At 62.2% G+C, this 26,076-nt stretch carries 22 protein-coding genes; 10 read left to right on the top strand and 12 right to left on the bottom strand.

All coding sequences use genetic code 11. The annotated features are described in order from the left end of the window. Positions 1–25 precede the first annotated feature (25 nt). From BLT89_RS04065 to BLT89_RS04030, 8 genes are all read right to left on the bottom strand, one after another. Positions 26–928 (bottom strand): DMT family transporter, encoded by a 903-nt coding sequence (locus BLT89_RS04065; protein WP_090193221.1) that lies wholly within the window; start codon positions 926–928, stop codon positions 26–28. 33 nt (positions 929–961) lie between these two features. Continuing rightward, the gene (locus BLT89_RS04060; RefSeq protein ID WP_090193220.1) at positions 962–1,291 is read right to left on the bottom strand and encodes a Na+/H+ antiporter subunit G; all 330 of its coding nucleotides are present in this window, start codon (positions 1,289–1,291) and stop codon (positions 962–964) included. Positions 1,292–1,321: 30 nt separating this feature from the next. Then, a complete protein-coding gene (locus tag BLT89_RS04055) occupies positions 1,322–1,591 on the bottom strand; it encodes a K+/H+ antiporter subunit F (protein ID WP_090193219.1) in 270 nt (89 codons plus the stop codon). Beyond that, positions 1,576–2,079 carry a Na+/H+ antiporter subunit E gene (locus BLT89_RS04050; protein ID WP_090193218.1) on the bottom strand — a complete coding sequence of 168 codons (504 nt, stop codon included), beginning with the start codon at positions 2,077–2,079 and terminating at the stop codon, positions 1,576–1,578. Before BLT89_RS04050 ends, BLT89_RS04055 begins: the two co-directional genes overlap by 16 nt. Beyond that, positions 2,076–3,572: a monovalent cation/H+ antiporter subunit D gene (locus BLT89_RS04045; protein ID WP_090193217.1), complete on the bottom strand. Its 1,497-nt coding sequence runs from the start codon at positions 3,570–3,572 to the stop codon at positions 2,076–2,078. Before BLT89_RS04045 ends, BLT89_RS04050 begins: the two co-directional genes overlap by 4 nt. Next, a complete protein-coding gene (locus tag BLT89_RS04040; protein ID WP_090193216.1) occupies positions 3,569–3,898 on the bottom strand; it encodes a Na+/H+ antiporter subunit C in 330 nt (109 codons plus the stop codon). The genes BLT89_RS04045 and BLT89_RS04040 overlap by 4 nt, the downstream gene beginning before the upstream one ends. Further along, positions 3,898–6,690: a monovalent cation/H+ antiporter subunit A gene (locus BLT89_RS04035; RefSeq protein ID WP_090193215.1), complete on the bottom strand. Its 2,793-nt coding sequence runs from the start codon at positions 6,688–6,690 to the stop codon at positions 3,898–3,900. Before BLT89_RS04035 ends, BLT89_RS04040 begins: the two co-directional genes overlap by 1 nt. Positions 6,691–6,926: 236 nt before the next feature. Next, positions 6,927–8,135, bottom strand: a complete 1,209-nt coding sequence (locus BLT89_RS04030) for an ammonium transporter (RefSeq protein ID WP_090193214.1) — start codon at positions 8,133–8,135, stop codon at positions 6,927–6,929. Positions 8,136–8,509: 374 nt separating this feature from the next. Here BLT89_RS04030 and BLT89_RS04025 point away from each other — a divergent pair, with 374 nt between their 5' ends. The 5 genes from BLT89_RS04025 to BLT89_RS04005 all read left to right on the top strand — a co-directional run bounded on the left by BLT89_RS04025 (position 8,510) and on the right by BLT89_RS04005 (position 14,100). After that, the gene (locus BLT89_RS04025) at positions 8,510–9,340 is read left to right on the top strand and encodes a type 2 periplasmic-binding domain-containing protein (RefSeq protein WP_090193213.1); all 831 of its coding nucleotides are present in this window, start codon (positions 8,510–8,512) and stop codon (positions 9,338–9,340) included. Between the two features lie 46 nt (positions 9,341–9,386). Next, complete coding sequence (locus tag BLT89_RS04020) at positions 9,387–10,718, top strand: deoxyguanosinetriphosphate triphosphohydrolase (RefSeq protein ID WP_090193212.1); 1,332 nt, start codon at positions 9,387–9,389, stop codon at positions 10,716–10,718. A 164-nt stretch (positions 10,719–10,882) separates the two neighbouring features. Further along, positions 10,883–12,592, top strand: coding sequence for a copper resistance system multicopper oxidase (locus tag BLT89_RS04015; protein WP_090193211.1), 1,710 nt, complete (start codon positions 10,883–10,885; stop codon positions 12,590–12,592). 11 nt (positions 12,593–12,603) lie between these two features. Beyond that, a complete protein-coding gene (locus tag BLT89_RS04010; RefSeq protein WP_090193210.1) occupies positions 12,604–13,530 on the top strand; it encodes a copper resistance protein B in 927 nt (308 codons plus the stop codon). A gap of 108 nt (positions 13,531–13,638) precedes the next feature. Further along, the gene (locus tag BLT89_RS04005; protein ID WP_090193209.1) at positions 13,639–14,100 is read left to right on the top strand and encodes a DUF411 domain-containing protein; all 462 of its coding nucleotides are present in this window, start codon (positions 13,639–13,641) and stop codon (positions 14,098–14,100) included. A gap of 102 nt (positions 14,101–14,202) precedes the next feature. Here the strand turns inward: BLT89_RS04005 and ggt are convergent, their stop codons facing one another. After that, positions 14,203–16,038: a gamma-glutamyltransferase gene (ggt, locus tag BLT89_RS04000; protein WP_090193208.1), complete on the bottom strand. Its 1,836-nt coding sequence runs from the start codon at positions 16,036–16,038 to the stop codon at positions 14,203–14,205. A gap of 146 nt (positions 16,039–16,184) precedes the next feature. On the opposite strand from ggt, the gene BLT89_RS03995 reads away from it, so the two are divergent. Both BLT89_RS03995 and yghU read left to right on the top strand, forming a co-directional pair. Continuing rightward, positions 16,185–16,880 carry a haloacid dehalogenase type II gene (locus BLT89_RS03995; protein ID WP_090193207.1) on the top strand — a complete coding sequence of 232 codons (696 nt, stop codon included), beginning with the start codon at positions 16,185–16,187 and terminating at the stop codon, positions 16,878–16,880. A 100-nt stretch (positions 16,881–16,980) separates the two neighbouring features. Then, on the top strand, positions 16,981–17,841 hold the full coding sequence (yghU, locus tag BLT89_RS03990; protein WP_090193206.1) for a glutathione-dependent disulfide-bond oxidoreductase: 861 nt from the start codon (positions 16,981–16,983) through the stop codon (positions 17,839–17,841). Positions 17,842–17,959: 118 nt separating this feature from the next. On the opposite strand, the gene BLT89_RS03985 is transcribed toward yghU, so the two are convergent. Further along, on the bottom strand, positions 17,960–18,298 hold the full coding sequence (locus tag BLT89_RS03985; RefSeq protein WP_090193205.1) for a 50S ribosome-binding protein YggL: 339 nt from the start codon (positions 18,296–18,298) through the stop codon (positions 17,960–17,962). A 192-nt stretch (positions 18,299–18,490) separates the two neighbouring features. On the opposite strand from BLT89_RS03985, the gene dacB reads away from it, so the two are divergent. After that, positions 18,491–19,960, top strand: a complete 1,470-nt coding sequence (gene dacB, locus BLT89_RS03980) for a D-alanyl-D-alanine carboxypeptidase/D-alanyl-D-alanine endopeptidase (protein ID WP_231975058.1) — start codon at positions 18,491–18,493, stop codon at positions 19,958–19,960. A gap of 707 nt (positions 19,961–20,667) precedes the next feature. Here dacB and rlmKL read toward each other — a convergent pair. Beyond that, the gene (gene rlmKL / locus BLT89_RS03970) at positions 20,668–22,878 is read right to left on the bottom strand and encodes a bifunctional 23S rRNA (guanine(2069)-N(7))-methyltransferase RlmK/23S rRNA (guanine(2445)-N(2))-methyltransferase RlmL (RefSeq protein WP_090193204.1); all 2,211 of its coding nucleotides are present in this window, start codon (positions 22,876–22,878) and stop codon (positions 20,668–20,670) included. A 415-nt stretch (positions 22,879–23,293) separates the two neighbouring features. On the opposite strand from rlmKL, the gene rmf reads away from it, so the two are divergent. After that, a complete protein-coding gene (gene rmf, locus BLT89_RS03965) occupies positions 23,294–23,506 on the top strand; it encodes a ribosome modulation factor (RefSeq protein ID WP_090198683.1) in 213 nt (70 codons plus the stop codon). Positions 23,507–23,767: 261 nt separating this feature from the next. On the opposite strand, the gene BLT89_RS03960 is transcribed toward rmf, so the two are convergent. Further along, positions 23,768–24,790 carry a quinone-dependent dihydroorotate dehydrogenase gene (locus tag BLT89_RS03960; RefSeq protein ID WP_090198680.1) on the bottom strand — a complete coding sequence of 341 codons (1,023 nt, stop codon included), beginning with the start codon at positions 24,788–24,790 and terminating at the stop codon, positions 23,768–23,770. 393 nt (positions 24,791–25,183) lie between these two features. Between BLT89_RS03960 and BLT89_RS03955 the strand changes: the two genes are divergently transcribed. Continuing rightward, a complete protein-coding gene (locus BLT89_RS03955) occupies positions 25,184–26,071 on the top strand; it encodes a DUF6685 family protein (protein ID WP_090193203.1) in 888 nt (295 codons plus the stop codon). Positions 26,072–26,076 lie beyond the last annotated feature (5 nt).

Here is a 26,076-nt window from a genome sequence, read left to right as displayed (position 1 = left end):
GCGCTGGCCTTTTTATTTGCGCCGGTTAATCCAGTACGCCAGCGGGCAGTACCGGCTTGCGCCGCCACTGGCTCAGCGCCACTCCGGCAAATACCAGCACACCACCTGCCAGCTGTTGCGCGTTCAAGCGCTCGTCGAGAATCAGCAACGCAAAGATCAGGGTGAATACCGGGATCAGGTTGACGAAACCGGAGGCCTGGCTGGCCGGCAAACGGCCAACCCCGAAGTTGAACAGGCCATAGGCAACCACCGTCACCACGATGCCCAGATAGAGCACGGCCAGCAGCCCCTGCAGGCTGATCTCGTGCGGCACGGGCTCCACCGTCAGCGCCAGCGGCAGGAAAAACAGTGCACCGACAAACGCCTGCATGGCGGTCAGGGCAAAGGCCGAATAGCGCGTCGACAGATGCTTGAGCAACAGCGTGTAGCCGGTTGCGCAGAGCATGGCGAGAAACTCGTAGAAATTGCCCAGCAGCGGATCGGGCGCCGACGCATCGCTGCTACCGGTCATGCTCATCCACACCGCGCCAGTCACTGCCAGCAGAAAACCGAGCAGAATCAGCCGGGTAATGCGCTCGCCCAGGGTGAAATAGGCACCAATGGCCACCAGCAACGGCAACAGCGCGGTGATCATGCCCGCCTGCGCCGCCGTGGTGTTCTGCAAGGCCATGGCCTCGAAGATGAAATACAGGCAGGGCTCGCATACTGCCAGCCCGAGCAGGTATTTCCAGTCACCGGCGCGATAGGCAAGCTGTCCGCGCCAGCGCCAGGCCAGCAGGAAAATCAGGCTGCCAATTGCCATGCGGGCAAAGATCACCCACATCGGGGTCAACTCGACAAAGGCGATTTTCAGGGCGATGAAGGAGCTGCCCCACAGCGCCATGGCCAGGGTCAGGCAGGCAAAGGCCAGCCAGCGCTGCGTGAACATGTTGATGACTTTCCTTTACTGGAAGCGTTGCGCCTATTCCCAGGGCTCACCGCTGGTGCCCGGCTTGACCGGTACTTTGCGTTGCATGGCCGCCTTGGCCAGCATGTGCGCACTGACCGGAGCGGTGATGAACAGAAACACGGTAATCAGCACCTCATGCAGGCTCAGGCTGCCCTGCAAGGTACTGAAGTAGATCATCGAACCAATCACCATGCTGCCCACACCGAGGGTGGTTGCCTTGGTCGGCCCGTGCAGACGGGTGAAAAAGTCCGGCAGGCGATACAAGCCGATGGCACCGATCAGGGTGAATGCACTACCGAGCAGCAGAAATACCGCCACCAGCGCCTCGATCCAGTTACTCACGGGTTTACCTCCTGGCTGTTGCGTTGCCGGCTATTCAATGATGTCACCACGCAGCAGGTTCTTCGCCAGCGCGACCGTGCCGACAAAGCCGATCAGGGCGATCAGCATCGCCACTTCGAACACGATGTTCGATTTCGACGAGATGCCATAAAGCACGATCAGCGCGATGGCATTGATGTACAGGGTGTCCAGCGCGAGGATCCGGTCCGGCAGCGAGGGTCCCTTGAACAGGCGAAGCACGGCCAGCAGGCAGGCTGCCAGAATCAGTACCAGACACACGGGAATCACAATGCCGAGCATGGGAATACCTCGAGCAACGGGGCCTCGTAGCGGGACTTGATCTGCTGTACCAGCGCCTGCGGATCAGTCACATCCAGACAATGCAGCAACAGGCTGTAGCGGTCATCGGAGATATCCGCCGAGACGGTGCCGGGGGTCAGCGAAATGATGCTGGTGAGCATGATCAGCCCGACCTCGTCGCGCAACTCCAGCGGCACCACGACAAAGCCGGGGTGCAACTTCGCCTGCGGGCCGAGAATCCGCCGTGCCACCTCGATGTTGGCGGTGACGATATCCATCAGTACCAGCAGCAGGAACCTGATCAGCGTCAGCGGCTTGGCCACCGGCTGTACCGCAACCCAGAAGCCGCCCGCCAGCAAGGCAATGGCCCAGCCGAGAAAGGCACCCAGCAGCAGATGGCCAACGCTCAGCTGATTGGCCAGCAACAGCCAGAGCAGCGTCAGGCTCAGGCTGAGCATCGGATAAGGCAGCCAGCGCCAGCGTTTCATGCGCCACCTCCGACCAGTGACAGATAGGGAGCCAGATCGAGCAACTGGCGCGCCGTGGCCCGGGTATAGGCCAACAGCGGCGCGGCGCCCAGCATCAGCACGATGCTCGCAGCGAGCAAACTGCAACAGGCCAGGGTACGCCAGGCATCACTGGTGGCGCGGTCATGCATATGCAGCCCGACTTTCCAGAACAGCATGCTGCCGGCACGACTCAAAGCCACCAGCGTCAGCAGCCCGCCGCCGAGCAGCATCGGCCAGAGCAGCAGCGCCTGAGCGCCGCTGACCGCCTGCAACAACAGCAGCTTGCCGATAAAGCCCGACAGCGGCGGCAGCCCGGCCACGGCAATCGCACCGAGAAAGAACAGACCGCCGAGCAGGTTCGGCTGCATCAGCTTCGGCCCCTGCACCAGCGCATCGTGCTTGTCGCCGCGCTGGCGGGCGATCATGTCCACCAGCAGGAACAGCCCCGCAGCGATCAGGGTGCTGTGCAGCAGGTAATACAGGCTGGCACTGAGTGCCTCGGCCGTGCCCAGTGCCAGTCCGGCGGTCAGCGTGCCAACCGACACCACCACCAGATAACTGACCAGCATGCCCAGACTCTGCGCCGCCAGTGCGCCGATCAGCCCGGCCAGCAGGGTCAGCAGCGCCAGCGGCCACAGCCAGTCATGGGCGAGGTTTTCCAGCGCCCCGGCGGCACTGCCGAACACCAGCGTGTACACCCGCAGGATCGAGTAGATGCCGACCTTGGTCATGATCGCGAAGAGTGCCGCTACCGGCGCGGTAGCCGCCGAGTAGGCGCGCGGCAGCCAGAAATACAGCGGCAACAGCGCCGCCTTGAGGCCGAACACCACCAGCAGCAGCAAGCCGGCTGCAGCCAGCAAGGGCCGCTGTTCGGCATTCGCCAGGCCCACCTTGTGCGCCAGATCGGCCATGTTCAGCGTACCGGCCACGCCATACAGCATGCCCAGCGCAATCAGGAACAGCGCCGAGCCGAACAGGTTGAGCGCCACGTAATGCAGACCGGCACCGACCCGCGCCCGGCCATGCCCATGCAGCAACAGGGCATAGGAAGCGATCAGCAGAATCTCGAAAAACACGAACAGGTTGAACAGGTCGGCGGTAAGAAAGGCGCCATTGATGCCGAGCAACTGGAACTGCAACAGGGCATGAAAGCTGGCGCCGCGCCGGTCATCCCCGCGGCAGGCATAGATCACCGCCACGCTGCCGAGGATCGCCGTCAGCAGCAGCAACATGGCGCTCAGGCGGTCGAGCAGCAAGGCAATGCCGAACGGTGCCTGCCAGTTACCCAGCGCATAGCTGTACAACACGCCGCTATCGGCCTGGTGCACCAGCAGCACACCCACCGGCAGCAGCAGAAAGCAGGCCAGGCAGGAAAACAGCCGCTGCCAGCGCAGGTCGAGACGGTTGCCGATCAGCAGCAGGCTGCCGCTGAACAGCGGCAGCAGAATCGGCAACATGATCAGGTGCTTCATTCGCCAGGTTCCTCGCCATCGACATGGTCGGTGCCCTGCTCACCCAGGCTGCGCAAGGCCAGCACGATGAGAAAGGCGGTCATGGCAAAGCCGATGACGATGGCGGTCAACACCAGCGCCTGCGGCAGGGGATCGGCCACCTCGGCAGCTGCCCCGACCACCGCCGGCGCATCGGATTTCAGGCGGCCCATGGCGAACAGGAACAGATTCACCGCGTAAGACAGCAGCGTCAGCCCCAGCACCACGGGGAAGGTCCGGCCGCGCAGCATGAGGTACACACCACAGCCACTGAGTATGCCCAGACTGATTGCATACAGCGCTTCCATCAGAGCACCTCCTCGCCAGGTACGTTGCGGTTGAGTTTGCCCAGACTGCCCAGAATCAGCAGCGAAGCGCCGACCACGGTGAGGTACACGCCCAGATCAAACAGCATCGCCGTGGCCAGCTCGAACTCGCCCACCAGCGGCAGGCTGAAATGGCCGAAGGCCGAGGTCAGGAACGGAAAGCCGAACCACCAGCTGCCCAGTCCGGTCAGACCGGCCAGCAGCACCCCGACCCCGGCCAGCAGGTGGTAGTCCAGCGGCAGGCGCTCGCGCACCCAGCTCGCGCCGTTGGCGATGTACTGCAGAATCAGGGCAACCGCAGTGACCAGCCCGGCGATGAAGCCACCGCCGGGCAGGTTGTGCCCGCGCAGGAAGATGTACACCGAGATCATCAGGGCCATCGGCAGAATGATGCGCGACAGCATCGACAGGATCAGCGGATGACGATCGCGCGCCCAGTGCCGCCCGCGCTCGTCGACCACCGGCTGGAACAGCTGCAGGCCCTGCAGCATGGCGAAGATACCGGTAGCGGCGATGGCCAGCACGGTGACCTCGCCCAGCGTATCGAAGCCGCGGAAATCCACCAGGATCACATTCACCACGTTCTTGCCACCGCCACCGGGGACGCTGTTCTCGACAAAGAAACCGGAGATGCTCTCGAACGGCCGGGTCAGGATGGCAAAGGTCACAATCGCCACCAGCACACCAAATCCGCTGGCCAGCAGCACATCACCCAGCCCGCGCAGGCTGGTGGATTCCTTGCGCCCTTCGGCCGGCAGGAAGTACATCGCCAGCATCAGCAGGATCAGCGTCACCACTTCGACCAGCAGCTGGGTCAGGGCCAGATCCGGCGCGGAGAAGCGGGCAAACAGCAACACCACCAGCAAGCCCACCAGACCCAGCACCATCAGTGCCGCCAGCCGCTGGTGGTGCATGAAGGTCACCGCCAGTGCCGCTGCTGCCAGCAGCAGCAGACCCAGCGCGGTAGCGCCATCCGGTACGCTCGTCCCGAGACTGCCACCAAGCTGCGGCAGTGACAGCAGACCGGTGGTCAACGCCAGCAACGCGGCCAGCACCATCAGGCCCAGATAATGTTGCAGGGAACCCTGCTCCAGCCAGGCAGTGAAACGCCGTGCCCGCTCGACCACCGCCACCACAGCCGCCTCGAACAGGTCCTTGGCATCCAGTTCCGGCAGCCCGGCGTACCAGCGGAACAACGGCTGGCGCAGGACATACAGAATGCTCCCGGCCACCAGTGCGACACAGCTCATCAGCAATGGCATGTTGAAGCCATGCCAGATCGACAGGCTGTACTCGGGCACCGGCCCGTTCAGGCTGGCGCTGGCAGCCGCAGCCAGTATCGGCGCGACGGTGTAGGCCGGCGCCATGCCCACCAGCAGGCAGATGAACACCAGTACCTCCACCGGCACCTTCATGTAGCGCGGTGGCTCATGGGGCGGGAACTTGGGCAGATTGATCGGCTCACCGTTGAAGAACACATCGTGGATAAAGCGCAGCGAATAGGCCACTGCCAGGGCACCGGCCAGTGTCGCGCCAACCGGCACCACCCAGCCATAACCGCCCAGGTGGCCGGCCGACAGGGTCTCGCCAAAAAACATTTCCTTGCTCAGGAAGCCGTTCAGCAAAGGCACTCCGGCCATGGCCGAAGCGGCCACCATCGCCAGCATTGCGGTATGCGGCAGGTAGCGCCACATGCCGTTGATGCGGCGCATGTCGCGGCTGCCGGTTTCATGCTCGATGATCCCCGCCGCCATGAACAGCGAGGCCTTGAAAGTCGCATGGTTGATGATGTGGAAAATCGCCGCCACCGCGGCCAGTTTGGTATCCAGACCGAACAACAGGGTAATCAGGCCCAGATGGCTGATGGTCGAATAGGCCAGCAGGCCCTTGAGGTCATGCTGGAACAGCGCCATGAAGGCGCCGAACAACAGCGTCGCCAGCCCGGTGAAAGTGACCAGGTAAAACCACAGCTCCGTCTCCGACAGTGCCGGATACAGCCGCGCCAGCAGAAACACCCCGGCCTTGACCATGGTTGCCGAGTGCAGATAGGCCGACACCGGTGTCGGTGCGGCCATCGCATGGGGCAGCCAGAAGTGAAACGGAAACTGCGCGGACTTGGTGAACACGCCGAGCAGCACCAGTACCAGAATCAGCGGGTAGAGTGCGCTGGCACGGATAAGGTCACCAGCGGCGAGCACCGCGCCCAGTTCGAAGCTGCCGACCACCTGGCCGATCAGCAGAATCCCTGCCAGCAGCGCCAGACCACCGCCACCGGTGACCGCCAGGGCCATGCGCGCACCACGCCGGGCATCCGAGCGATGGCCCCAGAAGCCGATCAGCAGGAATGAGGAAAGGCTGGTCAGTTCCCAGAACATCAGCATCTGCAGCAGGTTGTCCGACAGCACCAGCCCGAGCATGGCGCCCATGAACAGCAGGAGATAGGCATAGAAACGCCCCACCGGCTCATCTTCGCCCAGATAGTAACGGGCATACAGAATCACCAGCAGGCCGATACCGAGAATCATCAGGGCGAACAGAAAGCCCAGACCATCCAGCCGCAACCCCGGATTCAGGCCCAGGCCCGGCAGCCACTCGAAGCCGGCCTGCACCAGCTGTCCGGAAAACACCGTAGCCATCTGCGTCAGCAGCAATCCCAGCGCCAGCAGGGGCGCCAGTGCCGTCGCCAGCATGCACAGACGGCGTCCGCCACGCTCGGCCAGCAACGGCAGAGCCAGACCGAGAAAAGGTAGAGCCACAATCAACAACAGCAGCATGCACAGACCCTTTCAGCGTACTCGACGCAATGCGCGGTCAACTAGGACCAGTGGAAGGCCTGCCAGTGTACCGGCGCCAGCCAGACCAGACCAGACATCGCCGTCTCGACACTCGCCAGCAAACGCCTGACGAGCTTTGCGCACAGGGAACATGACTGTATCAGCCAGCGGCAAACCCTCCCGCAGAAACGCAAAAGCCCGCCAGTTCTGGCGGGCTTTGCCTGATACCGCAGGTTTTACTCGCCGCTGTTGGCGCCGATCTTGTGCACCGACAGGTCGGCGCCGTAATACTCCTGCTCCTGACTGAGACGGATACCGACAGCCTTCTTCAGCACGCCGTAGACCAGGAAACCGCCGAGCAACGCCAGCAGAATACCCAGACCGGTACCGATCAGCTGGCTGGCCAGACTCACGCCACCCATGCCGCCCAGTGCCTGCGAGCCGAAGATGCCACAGGCGATACCACCCCAGGCACCGCACAGGCCGTGCAGCGGCCAGACGCCGAGCACATCGTCGACCTTCCACTTGACCTGGGTCGCGGTAAAGGCCCAGACAAACAGCGCGCCGGCAACGATACCGGTCACCAGCGCACCCAGCGGGTGCATCAGGTCGGAGCCGGCACACACCGCCACCAGACCGGCCAGCGGACCATTATGCAGAAAGCCCGGGTCGTTGCGGCCGATCAGCAGCGCCGTCACCGTGCCACCGACCATCGCCATCAGTGAATTGACCGCCACCAGCCCGCTGATGCTGCCCAGCGTCTGTGCGCTCATCACGTTGAAGCCGAACCAGCCGACGATCAGGATCCACGAACCCAGCGCCAGGAACGGGATATTCGATGGCGCAAAGGCCACCAGACGCCCTTCGCGATAACGCCCATCCCTCCTGCCCAGCAGCATTACTGCACCGAGTGCCAGCCAGCCACCCATGGCATGCACCACCACCGAACCGGCAAAGTCATGGAAGGCAAAGCCGAAGCGCGCGGCCAGCCAGTCCTGCAAGCCGAAGTTGCCGTTCCACATCAGGCCCTCGAAGAACGGATAGATGAAGGCCACGATCAGCACCGTCGCGCACACCTGCGGGCCGAAACGGGCACGCTCGGCAATGCCGCCGGAGATGATCGCCGGGATTGCCGCGGCAAAGGTCAGCAGAAAAAAGAACTTGACCAGCGAGTAGCCATTGCCGGCAGTCAGAACCGCCGCAGGCTCGAGGAAGGTCACCCCGTAGGCGATCCAGTAGCCGATAAAGAAGTAGGCCAGGGTGGACACGGCAAAGTCGGTGAGGATCTTCGACAGGGCGTTGACCTGATTCTTGTGGCGCACGGTGCCCACTTCGAGAAAGGCAAAACCCGCATGCATGGCCAGCACCATGATGGCACCGAGCAGGATGAACAGGGTATTGGAGCTGTGGACCAGGGTTTCCACGGCACTATTGAGGTTTTCCATTGCTACTCAGGACTCCTTGTTACGGGAAAGCACCAAATTGGGTCGCTGCCAGGGCAAACGCACCACAAGACAGCAGAAATTCGGCAAATCAACAGCACGCCAGTCGAAGTGCTTGCCAGCGCAACCCGCTGTATTCGCCAGAAAATTTTCTAAATCACTTCAGAATCAATCAGTTAGATGAAGCCCCAGACTGCCCGAAAAACTCGCAACGCTCCTGATCAGGGCATAAGGGCCAAATAACGCACCATGGCATTGCAAGCGCTGTACCAGCTGACTGGAAAATGTGACGATTCCCGTGAATAAATGCCGGTTGCGCTGGACAGCACTGCAGGAATCGACAAAGCTCAGTCGTCAGCCTCCAGACCAGAACGCCCATGCACAAGCGTTTACTGCATCTGCTCGCCGCAGCCATGCTTTTCCCGCCGTTCGCCGCTCTGGCCGAAACGCCGAAAATGCGCATGTGCTATGAGGCAGCTGAATTTCAGCCCTATTTCAATGGCGCCGATCAGGTTCCGCCAAGCAATCCGGGACTGATCATCGAACAACTGGTGATTCCCGCGGCCAACGCCGCCGGCTTTAGCCTGGAACTGTACCGGCGGCCGTGGAACCGCTGCATGAGCGATATGCAGAAGAATATCGCCGACGCCATTCTGCCGGCTGCCTGGACGCCGCAGCGCGAAAGCTGGGCACGCTACCCCGGCCCCGATCGCAACATTGCGGGCGGCAGCGATCCGGCATTTTCCGACTGGGCAGTCAGCTACGCGATCATCGTCGCCAGTGACAGTCCGCTCGGCTGGGACGGCAACAGTTTTCACAACCTGCAAAACGGTCTGGGCGCACCACTGGGCCATCTGGCCAATGATCGCCTGAACCAGCTGGGCGTACTGCAGAGCAGCAATATCCGCCCGGAAGCGGCGCTGAAAATGATTGTCCACCATCGCCTTGATGGCTACGTGCTGGAAGAACTGACCGCGCGGGCACTGATCAACCAGAACGGTCTGCAGGCACAATTGCAGTTGCTGCCCATTCCGCTGTTCAGAACCGACTGGTATGTGCCGGTGACCCACAAGTTCTATGCTGCCTACCCCGAGCAGGTCTGGCGCTTCTGGGAAGCACTGGTCGAACAGCGCCGCAAACTCGAACCACAGCTGCAACAGCAACTCAACGCCCAGGCAATGCATGGCAGCCAGGGCCAGCCAAACTGACCGCAACGCACTGCACACCACCCTCCCCCGATCAAGAGAACACACCTTGGACTGGCAAACCCTGCTCAACCGCGAACGCCTCGGCAAGCCCGTACACAGCCCGGAAGAACTGGGCCGCAGCCCGTTCCACAAGGATCATGACCGCATCATCTTCTCCGGCGCCTTCCGCCGTCTGGGGCGCAAGACCCAGGTGCACCCGGTGTCCAGCAATGATCACATCCACACGCGCCTGACCCATTCGCTGGAAGTCGCCTGTGTCGGCCGCTCGCTGGGCATGCGCGTGGGGGAAAACCTGCGCAGCGAACTGCCCGACTGGTGCGCACCCACCGATCTGGGAGTGATCGTGCAGTCCGCCTGTCTGGCCCACGACATCGGCAACCCGCCGTTCGGTCATTCCGGCGAAGATGCCATTCGCCACTGGTTCCAGCAGGCCGCCGGCAAGGGCTGGCTGGATGCCATGAGCGCGGTCGAACGCGATGACTTCCTCAACTTCGAAGGCAACGCCCAGGGCTTCCGCGTACTTACCCAGCTGGAATACCACCAGTTCGATGGCGGCACCCGGCTGACCTACGCCACCCTCGGCACCTACCTGAAGTACCCGTGGACGGCGCGGCATGCCGATGCACTGGGCTACAAGAAGCACAAGTTCGGCTGTTACCAGAGCGAACTGCCGCTGCTGGAACAGATCGCACAAAAACTGCAGTTGCCGCAACTCGAGCCGCAACGCTGGGCACGCCATCCGCTGGTATACCTGATGGAGGCCGCCGACGACATCTGCTACGGCCTGATCGATCTGGAAGACGGCCTGGAAATGGAGCTGCTGGAATACCCCGAGGTCGAGGCGCTGCTGCTCGATCTGGTCGGTGACGACCTGCCGGAAACCTATCGCCTGCTCGGCCCTGACGACTCACGCCGGCGCAAACTGGCAATCCTGCGTGGCAAGGCCATCGAGCACCTGACCAACGCCGCCGCCGAAGCCTTTGTCGAACAGCAGGACAGCCTGCTGCGTGGCGACCTCAAGGGTGATCTGGTCGAGCACATGCACGGCCCGGCGCAGCGCTGCGTGCAACAGGCCAAGGGCATGGCGCGGCAGAAGATCTTCCAGGACAAGCGCAAGACGCTGCACGAGATCGGCGCCTATACCACCCTGGAAATCCTGCTCAACGCCTTCTGCGGCGCCGCGCTGGAACAGCACGGCGGGCGTACGCCGTCGTTCAAGCACCGGCGCATCCTCGACCTGCTCGGCAACAGTGCACCGGACCCGCAGTGGCCACTGCACCGCTCGTTCATGCGCATGATCGATTTCATCGCCGGCATGACCGACAGCTACGCCACCGAGATGGCCCGCGAGATGACCGGACGTTCCAGCCCGATGTAAGGGACTTCGCTGCACTGATCAGGCTTCTGCATATACGCTATGGAAAAGCCTGATCAGGCGCGCAACATCCGGCAGCAACTGCAAGCGGCCTGCCCCTTGACCTTGCCACGGGGTAAAGGTTGATCCTGCAATCCGCCCCGGAGCGGACAGGACAGCAGCTATCCATGCACAGCAAGACTTCAAGACGCACCTTCGTCAAAGGCCTGGCCGCCAGCAGCCTGCTGGGCGGGCTGGGCGTCTGGCGCCTGCCGGCCTGGGCGGCGAGCCCGGCCCTGCTGGCGCAGGAACTGCGCGGCAGCGAGTTCGAATTATTCATCGGTGAAACCCCGGTCAATATCACCGGCGCGGCGCGCACCGCGATGACGGTCAACGGCAGCATGCCGGGACCGATCCTGCGCTGGCGCGAGGGCGACACGGTGACCCTGCGTGTGCGCAACCGGCTGCAGGAAGACACCTCTATTCACTGGCACGGCATCCTCCTGCCGGCCAACATGGATGGCGTGCCGGGCATGAGCTTCAACGGCATTGCCCCGAACGGCATGTACGAATACCGCTTCAAGGTCCGGCAGAACGGCACCTACTGGTATCACAGCCACTCCGGCTTGCAGGAGCAGGTCGGCGTGTATGGCGCGATCGTGATCGACGCCAGAGAACCCGAACCGTTCAGCTACGACCGCGAGCACGTGCTGATGCTCACCGACTGGAGCGATGAGCAACCGGCGAATATCCTCGCCAGGCTGAAGAAGCAGTCGGACTACTACAACCATCACCAGCGCACTGTCGGCGACTTTATCAATGCGGTCAGTGACAAGGGCTGGGACGCCACCATGGCCGAGCGGCTGATGTGGGCCGAAATGAACATGAGCCCGACCGATCTGGCCGATGTCAGCGGTTCCACCTACACCTACCTGCTCAACGGGCAGAGCCCGAACAGCAACTGGACCGGCCTGTTCAAACCGGGAGAGAAGTTGCGCCTGCGCCTGATCAACGGCTCGGCCATGAGCTACTTCGACGTCCGCATTCCCGGCCTGAAAATGACTGTGGTCGCTGCCGATGGCCAGTACGTCAGGCCGGTCAGCGTCGACGAGTTGCGCATCGCCGTGGCGGAAACCTACGACGTCATAGTCGAGCCGGCGGATGCCCAGGCCTACAGCGTATTCGCCCAGTCGATGGATCGCAGCGGCTATGCCCGCGGCACCCTGGCGGTGCGCCACGGACTGGATGCCGCCGTACCGGAGCTGGACCCGCGTCCGGAACTGTTGATGTCCGATATGGGCATGGATCACGGCGCGATGGCGGGGATGGACCACAGCCAGATGCAGGGCATGGATCACAGCAACATGCCGGCCATGCAGACTCACCCGGCCTCCGAGTACGACAACCCGCTGGTGGATATGCTGACCATGCTGCCCACCGCCAAACTGGATGACCCGGGCATCGGCCTGCGCAACAACGGCCGCAAAGTGCTGACCTATGCCGATCTGCGCAGCAGCTTCCCCGACCCGGACGGCCGCCAGCCGGGGCGCACCATCGAATTGCACCTGACCGGGCACATGGAGCGCTATGCCTGGTCGATCAATGGCATCAGCTTCGCCGATGCGCAGCCGCTGCACCTGAAGTACGGTGAGCGGCTGCGCATCACCCTGGTCAACGACACCATGATGGCCCACCCGATCCACCTGCACGGCATGTGGAGTGATCTGGAGGACGAACACGGCAACTTCATGCTGCGCAAACACACCATCAACATGCCGCCGGGCAGCAAACGCAGTTACCGGGTCACCGCCGATGCCCTGGGTCGCTGGGCCTACCACTGCCATCTGATGTTGCACATGGAAATGGGCATGTTCCGTGAAATACGGGTGGACACGTGAGAATTTCAAACATGGGATTTTTCAGTAAAACCCCGCTCCAGCCGGGTCTTGCCCTGCTGTTCAGCGCTGCGTTGACCAGCGCCTGGCCGGCAATGGCCGAAACCATGGATCACGCCGCCATGGATCACAGTGCAATGCAGATGGATGAAGTACCCGTGCCCGCCATGGACCACAGCAGCATGGATCACAGCCAGATGCAGCATGACGCAGCGCCGCCCACCAGTGAAAGCCGCACACCGATCCCGCCGGTCACCGGGGCGGACCGTGCGGCAGCCTTCCCCGAGGTCCACGACCATCAGATGCACGGCAACGGCATCAACAGCCTGGTTCTGTTTGACCAGCTCGAATACCAGCATGCCGATGCAGGCAGCGTTCTGGCCTGGAATGCTTCGGGCTGGGTGGGTGGTGACATTGACCGTCTGTGGTGGCGCTCCGAAGGTGAGCGCAGCAACGGCACCACCGAAGGTGCCGAAGTACAGGCCTTCTGGGGCCATGCCATCAGTCCCTGGTGGGAAAGCGTGCTCGGCGTGCGTCAGGACTTCAAACCCGGCGCGCCACAAACCTGGGGCGCCATCGGCATTCAGGGCATGGCGCTGTACAAACTGGAAACAGAAGCCACCGCCTATATTGGCGAGAACGGCCAGACTGCTGCCCGACTGGAAAGCGAATACGACATCCTGCTGACGAACCGCCTGATTCTGCAGCCGCGCGCCGAGGCCAATTTCCATGGCAAGAACGACCCCTCCCGTAGCTACGGCTCGGGGCTTGCCGACCTCGATCTGGGCCTGCGCCTGCGCTATGAAATCGTCCGCCAGTTCGCGCCCTATATCGGCGTGAGCTGGAGCAAGGCCTACGGCAACACGGCTGACTATGTCCGCGACGAAGGCGGCGACAGCAGCGAGGCACGCTTCGTGGCTGGCGTACGCTTGTGGTTCTGAGCCGCCACCCGCTGTTTATCTGCGGCCTGCACGCACTGGACATTGCGCGGTCTGCAGCCGAAGCTGCCGTAACTGGCAAAATCCACTTCAACATCAACGGGAACGCCCATGCACACGACAATTAACAGCACTCTACTGCGCCTGCTGGCGCTAAGCACCCTGCTCCTGCTGCCCACCGCGCAAGCTGCCGAACCACTGACCATCGATGTGCACCGCGACGCCAATTGCGGTTGCTGCAAGAGCTGGATACGCCATCTGGAAGACAACGGCTTCCATGTCATCGACCATGTCGAGGACAACATGAGCGCCGTCAAGCAAGGGCTAGGCGTGCCTTACCGTCTGGCGTCTTGCCATACCGGGGTGATCAACGGCAAGTTTGTCGAAGGCCATGTGCCGGCCGCTCAGGTCATCGAACTTTCCAGGCGCAATGATCTGCTCGGGCTCGCGGTGCCGGGCATGCCCAAAGGCTCGCCGGGCATGGAAGCCGGCGGGGTCGTACAGGCCTACGAGGTGATTGGCCTGACCGCCTCGGGCGAGGAACAAGTGGTCGCCGAATACCCGGGCAACTAGCACTGGCGTCAGCTGCTGGCCGGAATATGCCGGCCGGCTCAGCTGGCAAACCGCCTGCTCGCGCCCGCGCCGGATCAGGCCTGATGCTTCAGCCGGTATAAATCAATCCGCCAGGGCTTCGCCTTCGCGTCGCGGGTCGGCACCACCGACCCAGCTCGCCTTCCCCTGCGCATCACGCACCCGCACTATCGCCTGGGTGCCGCTGGTCATCTCCATGTCCACCACCGCATGGCCCATGGCTTTTAACGCCTGCTGCAGTGCCGGGGTGAACTGGCCTTGCTCCAGCTCGGTCGGGCCGTTGCGGCTGCCGAAATTGGGCAGGTCGATGGCCGCTTGCGGGTTGAGCTGCCAGTCGAGCATGCCGATCACCGCCTTGGCCACGTACTCGATGATCTGTGAGCCGCCGGGCGAACCGACAGTAGCCAGCAGTTCGCCGCTGTCGCGCTGGAAAATCAGCGTCGGCGCCATCGACGAGCGCGGGCGTTTGCCCGGTTCGACGCGGTTGGCAACCGGCAGGCCGTTCTCCACGGGAATAAAGGAGAAATCGGTCAACTGGTTGTTGAGCATGAAGCCCTGCACCATCAGGTGCGCGCCGAACGCCGATTCCACGGTGGTGGTCATCGATACCGCACCGCCCTGATCGTCTACCGCCACCACCTGCGAGGTCGAGATGCGCAGCGGCGAGCGGTCCGGCGCATAGGCCAGTGTGGCGCCCGGCGGATTGCCGGGCTCGGCCTTGCCCATGCTGCGCGCACCGATCAGCGCTGCGCGCTGGGCCAGATACTGCGGGGACACCAGGCCGGCGACCGGCACCGGCACGAAGTCGCTGTCGGCCACATACAGCGCACGGTCCGCATAGGCCAGACGCTCGGCCTCGGCAATCAGGTGCACCGCCTCGGCCGGCGGTTGGCTACCGGCAGGCAGAGCGGTTTTCTGCGGCAGAAGCGGTGCCAGGGCATAACGCGGATCGCGCGCTTCGAGGGCCTGCAGGATGCCGAGAATCTGTGCCACGGCGATGCCGCCCGAGGTCGGCGGCGGCATGCCGCAGACTTGCCATTGTTTGTAGTCGGTGCACAGCGGCGTGCGCTGTTTGGCGCGGTAGTTTTGCAGGTCAGCCAGTGACAGACCGCCGGGGTTGGCATGGCCCTGCACCTTGCTGACGATTTCCTCGGCAATGGCGCCTGAGTACAGGGCATCCGGCCCCTCCGTGGCGATGCGCTGCAGCACGCCGGCCAATGCCGGGTTTTTCAGAACGCTACCGACCGCCTTGACCGAGCCATCGCTATTCAGGAAGTAGGCCGCCATGTCTGGCGAACCGGCCAGATACGGATCGGCAGCGAGCAGGTCATGCAATCGGGGAGAAATTGGAAAGCCCTCTTCGGCCAGGCGAATGGCCGGCTCGAACAGCTGCGCCCAGGGCAGACGACCATGCTGTCGGTGGGCCATTTCCAGCGCGCGCAACACACCCGGCGTACCGACCGAACGCCCGCCGATCTGCGCCTGCGGGAAAGTCATCGGCGTGCCGTCGGCGTTGAGAAACAGTGACCCGGTAGCTGCCGCCGGCGCCGTTTCACGGCCGTCATAGGCCTGCACGGTCTTGCCGTCCCAGAGCAGGATAAAGGCACCACCGCCGATTCCCGATGACTGCGGTTCGACCAGGGTAAGCACCGCCTGCATGGCAATCGCGGCATCGATAGCCGAACCGCCCTGGCGCAGCATGTCGCGGCCCGCCTCGGCTGCCAGCGGATTGGCCGCAGCCGCCATATGCTGCCTGGCGTACCGCAACGGCATGTCGCTGCGGTAACCTGAGGCGCTTTCCGGGGCAAGGGGCAAACTGCTGCTGGCCGGCGGATTATTGCAGGCAGTCAGGATGGCTGCGGCGGCTATCAGCACGAAGCGGGTAAACCGGTGAGGACGCGGGCTGAAGATAGATAACACCTATTTGACTCCATTCACCGGGGAAAGAAATGCTGATCAGCCTGTAACATGCGCAAAAGCATAGCAAGCACAGCAGACTACTCCGGGCACCCCCGCAGGAGCCTTTTCATCGCTCGCCCGCTTGCACAGGAACACAGAGGTCAATCATGGCTACGCAAAAAACCGTGCCGATCCTGGTATTCGACGTCAACGAAACGCTGCTCGATATCACCAGCCTGGAACCGCTGTTCGAGCGCCTGTTCGGCAATCGGGCGGTTCTGCGCGAGTGGTTCGCGCAGCTGATTCTCTACTCGCAGAGCATGACCCTCGCCGGGCTGTACAGCCCCTTCGGCGAACTGGCCGTGGGCACGCTGCGCATGCTCGCAACCATCCATGAGCAGCCGCTCGGTGACAGCGATATTGCCGAGCTGAAAACCCTGATGGGCAGCATGCCGGCGCACCCGGATGTCGTGCCGGCACTCAGCCGCCTGCGTGCTGCCGGTTTGCGCATGGTGACCCTGAGCAACTCGGCCAGTGCCGCCTCACCGACGCCGCTTGAGCGTGCCGGATTAGGCGAATTCTTCGAGCAGTCCTTCAGCGTCGAGGCGGTTGGCCAATTCAAGCCGGCACCCGAAACCTACCAGCATGTGGCGCAGGCCCTGGGCGTGGCCACGCCGGATCTATGCCTGATTGCCTGTCATTTATGGGATACGCTGGGTGCCCAGGCGGCCGGATGTCATGCGGCACTGCTGACCCGACCCGGCAACGCGCTGCTGCCGGCTGCGGGCGTGCCGGCTCCGGAGCTGGTCGCTGCAGAACTCGGCAGTCTCGCCGAACAGATACTTCAACGCTGGGGAGCTTGAGATCGCCCCGGCAATATTGGCAAACCCAACCAGCCTGACGACCTGCGCGCCCCTATACTCCAATCCTCCGCAACAGAAAGACTCGATACAGGAATCCACCATGGAAAATGCTTCGACTTACACGCCTCCCGCCATCTGGACCTGGGACAAGAGCAGCGGCGGCAAATTTGCCAGCATCAACCGGCCGATTGCCGGCCCCACCCATGACAAGGCGCTGCCGGTGGGCAAGCACCCGTTCCAGCTGTATTCGCTGGCAACCCCCAACGGCGTGAAAGTGACGGTGATGCTCGAGGAGTTGCTGGCTTTGGGCCATAGCGGCGCCGAGTACGATGCCTGGCTGATCAACATCATGGAAGGCGAGCAGTTTTCCAGCGGCTTCGTCGCGGTGAATCCGAACTCGAAGATTCCGGCAATGATGGATCACAGCACCGCCACCCCCACCCGCCTGTTCGAATCAGGCTCGATGCTGCTGTATCTGGCGGAAAAATTCGGCGCGTTCCTCTCCGAGGATCCGGCTATCCGTGCGCAAACGCTGAACTGGCTGTTCTGGCAGATGGGCAGCGCACCATTCCTCGGCGGCGGCTTCGGTCACTTCTACGCCTATGCGCCGATCAAGATCGAGTACGCGATCGACCGCTTCAGCATGGAGGTCAAACGCCAGCTGGATGTCCTGGACCGCCATCTGGCGGAAAATACCTACCTTGCTGGTGACGACTACAGCATTGCCGACATCGCCGTCTGGCCCTGGTATGGCGTGCTGGTTCTGGGCGGCCTGTACAGCGCCGGCGAATTCCTGCAGGTACAGGACTACAAAAACGTGCAGCGCTGGGCGCAGGCAATCGCCGCACGTCCGGCAGTAAAACGCGGGCGCATGGTCAACCGCACCTGGGGCGAAGACCACGAGCGGCTACCCGAACGCCACGCGGCCAGCGACTTCGACAAGCTTGCGCAACAGCCATGAACCAGCCATCAAGCTGCTGATCCAGTCCGCGGCAATCGCCAGAATGCACAAGGCCCGAACCCGGTCAAGGGTTCGGGCCTTGTGCATTACCGCAAGGCTTGCAGATCAGGCGCCGGAATCAGGCCTCGTTGATCGGCTTGTCCGGATACCAGACATCCATCAGCGGGCTTATCTCGAAGCTGCTCAGTTCGCTGCGGCCCTTGAGCCAGGCTTCGACTGTCGCGCGCTGTTCGGCTGACACCGAGCCGCGCTTGCCGAGGCAGACAAACCCGTAGTCATCACCACCGACATAACCCAGCTCGTTGTCCGCGATCATGTCGATGAACTGGTCGAGAAAGGCTTCGATGGCCTCGTCGGCCAGGTCATCGGGGTAATTCAGGTTGAGTTCGAAACCCAATTCCTGGAATTCGTCGACACAGAGCTTCTTGCGCATGCGGCGGGAGCGATTGGTAGCCATGAAAGGTTCCTCTTGAGTGCGGTGCGGTAACGGTGGCCGGCACTCTAACAGTTTAGCCGTCCTGCCGCCCGCAACAGTTGGCTGATTTGCGCGCAAACCCTGGCCTTCACACGCCGCCGGAGAACCTTTTGCTCCGGCCTTGGGGCATAATGCCCTGCATTTCTTCAACCGCCCCGCAGGAAGCCTGATTCAGTGATCTCCATCCTTGCCACGTCCTTCACTTCAAGACCTCTACGCCAGCTGGCACTGGCCTGCCTGCTGCTGCCGCTGTCCATCCCGGCCGTGGCTGCGGTAAGCAGCAGCATCCCGACCCAGGTGCAGAAAGCACTGACTGCCAACAAGATTGGCCGCGACTCGCTGGGCGTGATGCTGGTCCCCCTGACCGGCAGCGGAACCACCACGGCGATCAATGCCGACAAACCGATGAATCCGGCTTCCACCATGAAACTGGTGACCAGCTGGGCCGCTCTGGAACTGCTCGGCCCGACCTATACCTGGAAAACCGCATTTTACTCCGATGGCGTGCTACGCAACGGCGTACTCAATGGCAACCTCTATCTCAAGGGCGGCGGCGACCCCAAGCTGAATCTGGAAAAACTCTGGCTGCTGATGCGCGATCTGCGCGCCAATGGCGTGCAGCAGATTACCGGCGACCTGGTAGTCGACCGCAGCTACTTCATCCAGCCCGCGCACAGCGCCTTCAATGATGACGGTGGCGACAAGAACAAGCCGTACCTGGTCGGCCCGGATTCCTTGCTGGTCAATCTGAAAGCCGTACGCATCATCACCCGTGCCGAGGACGACAAGATCAGCGTTTCACTGGAGCCGCCGATGGCCAAGGTGCGCATCGACAACCGGGTGAAACTGCTCAAGCGGGCCAAGTGCCCCGGCTGGCCGGATGTGCGCTACAACCCGGTGAGCGAGTTTGACGGCATTACCCTGATTGTCACCGGCAAGATCAACGCCGGCTGCAGCTCGCAAAGCTACATCTCGCTGTTCGACCATGCCAACTATGCCGCCGGTGCGGTGCGGGCAATCTGGCAGGAGCTGGGCGGCAAGATTCTCGGCAAGGATCGTCAGGGCACGGTACCCAAGCAGGCAACCCTGCTGGCCAGCGCCTCCTCGCCGGATCTGGTTGAAATCATTCGTGACATCAACAAATACAGCAACAACACCATGGCCCGGCAGTTGTTCCTCAGTATCGGCGCCAAGGCGCGCACCAGCGCCGACCAGGACGATGCCCAGGCTGCCCAGCGCGCGATCAAGCAACTGATGCGGAGCAAGGGCATCAACCCCGACCAGCTGGTGATGGAGAACGGCTCGGGCCTGTCGCGCAACGAACGTATCTCGGCCAACGAGCTGTCCCTGGTGCTGCAGGATATCTGGAATGGCCCGTATGCCGCAGAGTTCACCGCATCACTGCCGCTGGTCGGCATGGACGGCACCATGCGCAAGCGCTTGCGCAATACGCCCATGCTCGGCCAGGCGCATATCAAGACCGGCACCCTGAATAACGTGCGGGCAATTGCCGGCTTCAGCCGCGACCGCAATGGCCAGACCTGGGCGGTGGTGGCCATGCTCAACGACCCACGGCCCTGGGGCGCGTCCGCGACACTCGATCTGTTCCTGACTGATCTGTGGTATCAGCCGAAGAAGAAGTAGCCGGCTGCGGCGCAGGCAGGTATGCAGCGGATTGGTAATCCGCTGCTGATTTTATTGGTTTGGCATTTGGCGTGAGCCAGACCGCAGCGCTTTCCTCGGCTCTCGGCTACCGATTGCGCCTTGCACGGCGCCTCACTTTCTCTTTGTTTGCGCAAAGAGAAAGTAAGCAAAGAGAAAACGCACCCGACATACGGCCCGGACCTACGCTGCGCTACGTTCCGGGTTCGTTCGCTGCATCGGCGCTCCAGGGGCACGCTGCGAAGGGCCGTCCCTGGCCCATCGCAGCTCTCGCGACATCCATGTCGCTCAACCCCTTCCACACCGATTCCACTCACCCTCCTGACGGGACTATCCGTCCGTGCATGCCAGACACTGGTGCGTTGGAAATGCAGAGTTTCGGTAGTCGGACCGTCCCCATCAGGAGGCCGAACGCAGGTGCCGTGCAGAGGGGCATTTGGCATGGATGCCAAATGAGGAACGATGGGCCATGGATGGCCCTTCGAGACGACCCTCGGAACGGCACCGAAGTGAGGGAAGTCGTGCGCAGCGCGACCCGGATGCCGGGGTGTGTTTCTTTTGCTTACTTTGCTTTGCACAAGCAAAGAAAAGTGAGGCGCCCGGCGGGGCGCAACAGAAACCATCAATCAACATCGATAATCGGCCAGGCAAATAACAAAAAAGCCACGGATTACCAATCCGCTAAAACCTCACCCCTGAAACCGCCACGCGCGGTGAATCTTCGGATTCCGCGCGAAATCCGGATCCAGCGTCGCAGCGCTGATGTCCTCGACCTGATAGCGCGTCAGCAATCCCGCATCCAGTTCGAACTTGCGGAAGTTGTTGGAGAAATACAGCACGCCGCCCGGTGCCAGCCGCGCCATGGCCAGGTCGATCAGTTGCACCTGATCGCGCTGCACATCGAACACGCCCTCGACCCGCTTGGAGTTGGAAAAGGTCGGCGGGTCGATAAAGATCAGTTCGTACTCGCCGCGATCGGCGGCCAGCCAGGCCATCACATCGCCCTGTTCAAGCTTCTGCTTGTCGGAAAAACCGTTGAGCGACAGGTTGCGCCGCGCCCAGTCCAGATAGGTATTGGACAGATCGACACTGGTGGTCGTGCGCGCGCCGCCTTTTGCCGCGTGCACGGTGGCGGTAGCCGTGTAGCAGAACAGGTTGAGGAAGCGCTTGCCGGCCGCCTCGCGCTGGATACGCAGGCGCAGCGGGCGGTGGTCGAGAAACAGGCCGGTATCCAGATAGTCGGTCAGATTGACCAGCAGCCTGACCCCGCCCTCCTGCACTTCGAGGAAATTGCCCTGGGTGCCCTGCCTCTGGTACTGGCGGGTGCCGGACTGGCGTTCGCGGCGCTTGATCACCACCTTGTCCGAGGCAATGCCCAGCGCCACCGGGATCGCCGCCAGTGCGTCGAGCAGGCGCGTCTGTGCCTTCTCCGGATCGATACTGCGCGGCGGAGCATATTCCTGCACATGCACCCAGTCGCCATACAGATCCACCGCCACGGCGTATTCGGGCATGTCGGCGTCGTACAGGCGGTAGCACTGCACGCCTTCCTTGCGCGCCCACTTGCCCAGTTGCTTGAGGTTTTTCTGCAGGCGGTTGGCAAACATCTGCCCGCCTTCGGACAGGCGCGCCTGTTGTGACAGCGGCGCGGCAGGCTGCTCGCGAGGCTCGGCCGGAGCAGTGTCCGTGACTGCCGGACGCTCGGCCGGACGCCGCTCACCGGTGACGAACTGCTCCAGCTGCACCTTGAACAGCAGCAGCTTGCACGGCAGCGCACCGTTCCAGAACGCATACTGCTTGTGACTGCGCAGGCCCATGCGCTTGCCCAGTTCCGGTGCCCCGGTAAACACCGCCGCGTCCCAGCCCAGACAGGCCTGACGCAGGCGCTCGCCCAGATGCTGATAGAGATAGAGCAGGCTGGCTTCATCGCCCAGACGTTCGCCGTAAGGTGGATTGCACACGACCAGGCCCTTCTGGTTCTGGTCGGTATGCGGTTCGAAAGTCGCCAGTTCGCCCTGATAGACCTTGATCCAGTGGCTCAATCCGGCCCGCTCGATGTTGTTGCGCGCCGGCTGGATCAGCCGCGGGTCGGCTTCATAGCCACGAATCCACGACGCCGGTCGGGCCAGCCCGGCCGCTGCCCGTTCGCTGGCCTCGGCATGCAGCTTGCTCCAGAGCGCCGGCACATGACCGAGCCAGTGGGTGAAGCCCCAGAGTTCACGTTTCAGGTTGGGTGCGATGTCGGCGGCGATCATTCCCGCCTCGACCAGAAAGGTGCCGACGCCGCACATCGGGTCGGCCAGCGCGGCGCCTTCGGCGGCCAGCTTCGGCCAGCCGGCACGGATCAGGATCGCCGCCGCGAGGTTTTCCTTGAGCGGCGCGGCACCCTGCTGCAGACGGTAGCCGCGCTGGTGCAGGCTGTGCCCGGAGAGGTCGATCGACAGAATCGCCTCGCCACGGTCCAGGCGCAGGTGAATGCGCAGGTCCGGATTGAGCTTCTCTACACTGGGCCGTTCGCCACTGGCGGTGCGCAGTTTGTCGACCACCGCATCCTTGACCTTCAGCGCGCCGAAGTGGGTGTTGTCGATGCCCGAACCCATGCCGCTGAACTCCACCGCCAGCGTGCTGCTGGGCAGCATGTGCTCGTACCAGTCCACTTCCAGCACGCCCTCGTACAGGCTTTGCGCATCCACCACCGGAAAGCGCTTGAGCACCAGCAGCACGCGATTCGCCAGCCGCGACCACAGGCACAGGCGGTAGGCCGTCTGCATGTCGGCGAAACCACGGATCGCCGCCGTCTGTTCGCGCGCGTCCTGCAGGCCCAGAGCAGTTGCTTCTTCAAGCAACAGCCCTTCGAGGCTTTTCGGGCAGGTAAGAATCAGTTCGATGCGGTCCGACATTTTGTCTTCCAGTGCCTGAGGCAGTCATATCCGGCTAGCGCAGCAGCAGGATCAAAAAAAGTGTGACCAGGGATGCTAATGACCCTTCGTCGGAATCAGTGCCGGGCAATACGCCAGAGCAAAGTCTGCACATTATCCACCAGCGCGACGCAAACTCCCGAACCATCGGTGCTTGCGCTGAACTATCGCCGCAGGCCAGCGGCATAAATAGCGTCTCAGGCCTTAAGCAGAACCCTTTTATTACAAATCGGTCATTCCATTGCTCGCCGGCATTGGTTAGAAATCAGCTTAACCCGTCAGCGCAATGCTGCTGGGCTGGAGTTTCGCAACGCCGGCTGCAAACTCCACTGGCTTACCACCAGACCCTGCCAGAGGGTGAATGGCACATAACAGTCAAATACGAGGGCAGTACCCTATGAGAAGACTTAAGCGTGATCCATTAGAAAGAGCTTTTTTGCGCGGTTATCAATATGGCGTTCATGGTAAATCCCGCGATCTTTGTCCATTAACCAATCCCAATGCCCGTCAGGCCTGGATCAACGGCTGGCGAGAAGGTCGTGGCGACCAGTGGGACGGTTTCACCGGTACAGCCGGCATCCATCGTTTGAATCAACTTCACGCTGTCTGATCAGGACACCACCGATTTCACAGCACGCCCCACTCGGGCGGCGGGCGCAAGCCCAGGGGCTCCTAAGCGGAGCCCTTTTTTATGACTACTGAAACCACTCCAGTGGGAGCGGCGACTCGCCGCGATAAAGCCCGCCTAGCTTCCCCACCCATGCACAAAGCTCGGGCCGAGGGCGACCCTCCCACAAAAGCAGCGCTTCATCTTTGTGACAGGATGGATAAGCCGCAAGCGGCGTTATCCACCCGACGCAACAATCAATTCTTACTGCTTCGGCAACGCCGCAATGGCATCCACCGCTTCGGCAATCAGCGCCGGACCACGGTAAATAAAGCCTGAATAGACCTGTACCAGACTGGCACCGGCAGCGATCTTTTCTGCTGCATGACCGCCCTCGGTGATGCCGCCGGCGGCAATGATCGGCAGTCTGCCGGCCAGCTCTGCAGCCAGCACCCTGACCACGTGGTTGCTCTGCTCACGCACCGGCGCACCCGACAGGCCACCGGCCTGATCGGCAAACTGCAAGCCCTCGACGCCAGCCCGGCTGAGCGTGGTGTTGGTCGCGATCACCGCATCCATGCCGGTTTCGATCAGCGCACGGGCAACCTCGACGGTTTCTTCATCAGTCATGTCCGGTGCGATCTTGATCGCCAGCGGTACCCGCTTGCCGTGTTCGGCCGTCAGGTCCTCCTGACGCTGGCGCAGGGCTTCGAGCAACTGCTTGAGCGAATCGCCAAACTGCAACGAGCGCAGCCCCGGCGTATTCGGCGAACTGACATTCACCGTGACATAGCTGGCATGGGTGTAGACCTTGTCCAGACAGATCAGGTAATCGTCCACGGCGCGTTCGACCGGCGTATCGAAGTTCTTGCCGATATTGATGCCCAGCACCCCGTTGTACCTGGCCGCCCTGACCCGCGCCAGCAGGTGATCAACGCCCTGATTGTTGAAACCCATGCGATTGATGATCGCCGTGGCTTCCGGCAGGCGGAACAGGCGTGGCTTGGGATTGCCCGGCTGCGGACGTGGCGTGACGGTGCCGATTTCGATAAAGCCGAAACCCAGCTGGGCAAAGCCGTCAATTGCATCACCGTTCTTGTCCAGACCGGCGGCCAGGCCTACCGGATTGGCAAACTCCAGCCCCATGACCTTTACTGGCAAACGCGGCTTCTGACACAGCAAACCGTTCAGCCCCAGCCTGCCTCCGGCACCAATCAGGTCGATCGACAGCTCATGGGAGGTTTCCGGGGATAACTTGAACAGTAGCTTGCGCGCGAGTGAATACATGGAAGGGCCAGGCTCGATTTTGAAGGGGGCCATTATAGCCGTGCAGCCGGGCTGCAGGCGAGGCAGCCAGCGCCGGCAAGCCTGTTGCTGGCAGCGGGTTTGCGGAAAATCACTGCACAATCGTCAAAAAGCGTCGATCAGGCCGAGTATTCCGGATAAACAGGGCGCTATGCTGACTTTTATCAATCACCGCCAGATGCGGAGAAAATAAACTGAAAGGGTAATCAACAAAGTCAATTAATTGGCTTAATATCCAGACAAGCATTCCAGTAAGCCACCGGGCGTCAATGTTTTCGACAGCGCAAATCAGTCTGCCAAGCTGCTTTGCCATCCCTGTGCGGTAAAAGGTTCTCTGGCACATCAAGCAAGTACTGCAGGAGAAACTCTCAGTTCATGAGCGCCACGCCACCACCTACGATGAGCTCAAGACTTGCCAATCTGACCCAGAAACTGGGCCTCAGCGGCAGGTCTTCACGCAATTTGCTGGAGCGCGCGGCGGAATTGCGACTGCCTTTCGAGCCACTGACCATTCCTCCCGAGAGCATCTGCTGGAACAGTGGCGCACCCCTGCAGGATCTGCCGGAATTACCGCGCAGTGCGCTGTCCGGGCCGGTGCAGGACGACAAATCCGCAGCCCATGCGGTGCTGGTGCGTCTGATTGAGCGGCACACGGAAGAAATAGAAACCTTTGATCTGCGCCAGATCGATGGCCTGACCTGCAGCAAGGGCAATCTGCCACCCTGCGCCAGCCTGGAGCAGTATCTGGCCGGTGTGGCACAGCGCCAGATACGCATCATCAGCTACAAGGATTTCGTCAAAGCCATCAGCCTGCCTCTGCCGAACTTCCTGCGCGGTCACCAGATCAACCTGCGGCAGGCTAACTGGCATGGCAAGCGCATCTTCTGGAGCGGTGAACAACAAGCCGAGGCTTTTGCCAGCGCTATCGTGTATGCCCGGCGCCGCGAGATGGAAGTCCACCTGCCCGCCGAACTCACGACCTACCAGATCAGCCAGCGCGGGCTGAAAACACTCGACATCAGCTACCACATACTGGCCATGCCGGCGCAGGCCTGGAGCCACGCCGACTTCATGCGCCTGCTGGTTGACACCGGGCTGCCCTATGCACGCCTGAGCCTGAAGGGCTACCAGACCTCCACCGAGTTCCTCATGCTGCCCAAGCACAACACCGACGCCGTTGCCCTCGGCGAGGGCCTGTTACTGGCAGGCGCACCGGACGTCAGCGCGTTCCTGCACCAACTGGCAAGCAGCGCCAACGCATAAGCGCC

Origin of the sequence: Pseudomonas pohangensis (genome assembly GCF_900105995.1) — a bacterium.
GTDB lineage: Bacteria > Pseudomonadota > Gammaproteobacteria > Pseudomonadales > Pseudomonadaceae > Aquipseudomonas > Aquipseudomonas pohangensis.
The sequence above is the reverse complement of the archived record's forward strand: the minus strand, read 5'-3'. Positions and strand labels throughout refer to the sequence as shown.

Excerpts from the sequence above, each read along its gene's own strand:
- BLT89_RS04015 (WP_090193211.1), top strand. The coding sequence starts at position 10,883 with ATGCACAGCAAGACTTCAAGACGCACCTTCGTCAAAGGCCTGGCCGCC.
- BLT89_RS04065 (WP_090193221.1), bottom strand. The coding sequence starts at position 928 with ATGTTCACGCAGCGCTGGCTGGCCTTTGCCTGCCTGACCCTGGCCATG.
- BLT89_RS04005 (WP_090193209.1), top strand. The coding sequence starts at position 13,639 with ATGCACACGACAATTAACAGCACTCTACTGCGCCTGCTGGCGCTAAGC.
- yghU (WP_090193206.1), top strand. The coding sequence starts at position 16,981 with ATGGAAAATGCTTCGACTTACACGCCTCCCGCCATCTGGACCTGGGAC.
- BLT89_RS04045 (WP_090193217.1), bottom strand. The coding sequence starts at position 3,572 with ATGAAGCACCTGATCATGTTGCCGATTCTGCTGCCGCTGTTCAGCGGC.
- BLT89_RS04040 (WP_090193216.1), bottom strand. The coding sequence starts at position 3,898 with ATGGAAGCGCTGTATGCAATCAGTCTGGGCATACTCAGTGGCTGTGGT.
- BLT89_RS03955 (WP_090193203.1), top strand. The coding sequence starts at position 25,184 with ATGAGCGCCACGCCACCACCTACGATGAGCTCAAGACTTGCCAATCTG.
- BLT89_RS03960 (WP_090198680.1), bottom strand. The coding sequence starts at position 24,790 with ATGTATTCACTCGCGCGCAAGCTACTGTTCAAGTTATCCCCGGAAACC.
- rmf (WP_090198683.1), top strand. The coding sequence starts at position 23,294 with ATGAGAAGACTTAAGCGTGATCCATTAGAAAGAGCTTTTTTGCGCGGT.
- rlmKL (WP_090193204.1), bottom strand. The coding sequence starts at position 22,878 with ATGTCGGACCGCATCGAACTGATTCTTACCTGCCCGAAAAGCCTCGAA.
- BLT89_RS04035 (WP_090193215.1), bottom strand. The coding sequence starts at position 6,690 with ATGCTGCTGTTGTTGATTGTGGCTCTACCTTTTCTCGGTCTGGCTCTG.
- BLT89_RS04030 (WP_090193214.1), bottom strand. The coding sequence starts at position 8,135 with ATGGAAAACCTCAATAGTGCCGTGGAAACCCTGGTCCACAGCTCCAAT.
- BLT89_RS03985 (WP_090193205.1), bottom strand. The coding sequence starts at position 18,298 with ATGGCTACCAATCGCTCCCGCCGCATGCGCAAGAAGCTCTGTGTCGAC.
- BLT89_RS04050 (WP_090193218.1), bottom strand. The coding sequence starts at position 2,079 with ATGAAACGCTGGCGCTGGCTGCCTTATCCGATGCTCAGCCTGAGCCTG.
- BLT89_RS04025 (WP_090193213.1), top strand. The coding sequence starts at position 8,510 with ATGCACAAGCGTTTACTGCATCTGCTCGCCGCAGCCATGCTTTTCCCG.
- BLT89_RS03995 (WP_090193207.1), top strand. The coding sequence starts at position 16,185 with ATGGCTACGCAAAAAACCGTGCCGATCCTGGTATTCGACGTCAACGAA.
- BLT89_RS04010 (WP_090193210.1), top strand. The coding sequence starts at position 12,604 with ATGGGATTTTTCAGTAAAACCCCGCTCCAGCCGGGTCTTGCCCTGCTG.
- BLT89_RS04055 (WP_090193219.1), bottom strand. The coding sequence starts at position 1,591 with ATGCTCGGCATTGTGATTCCCGTGTGTCTGGTACTGATTCTGGCAGCC.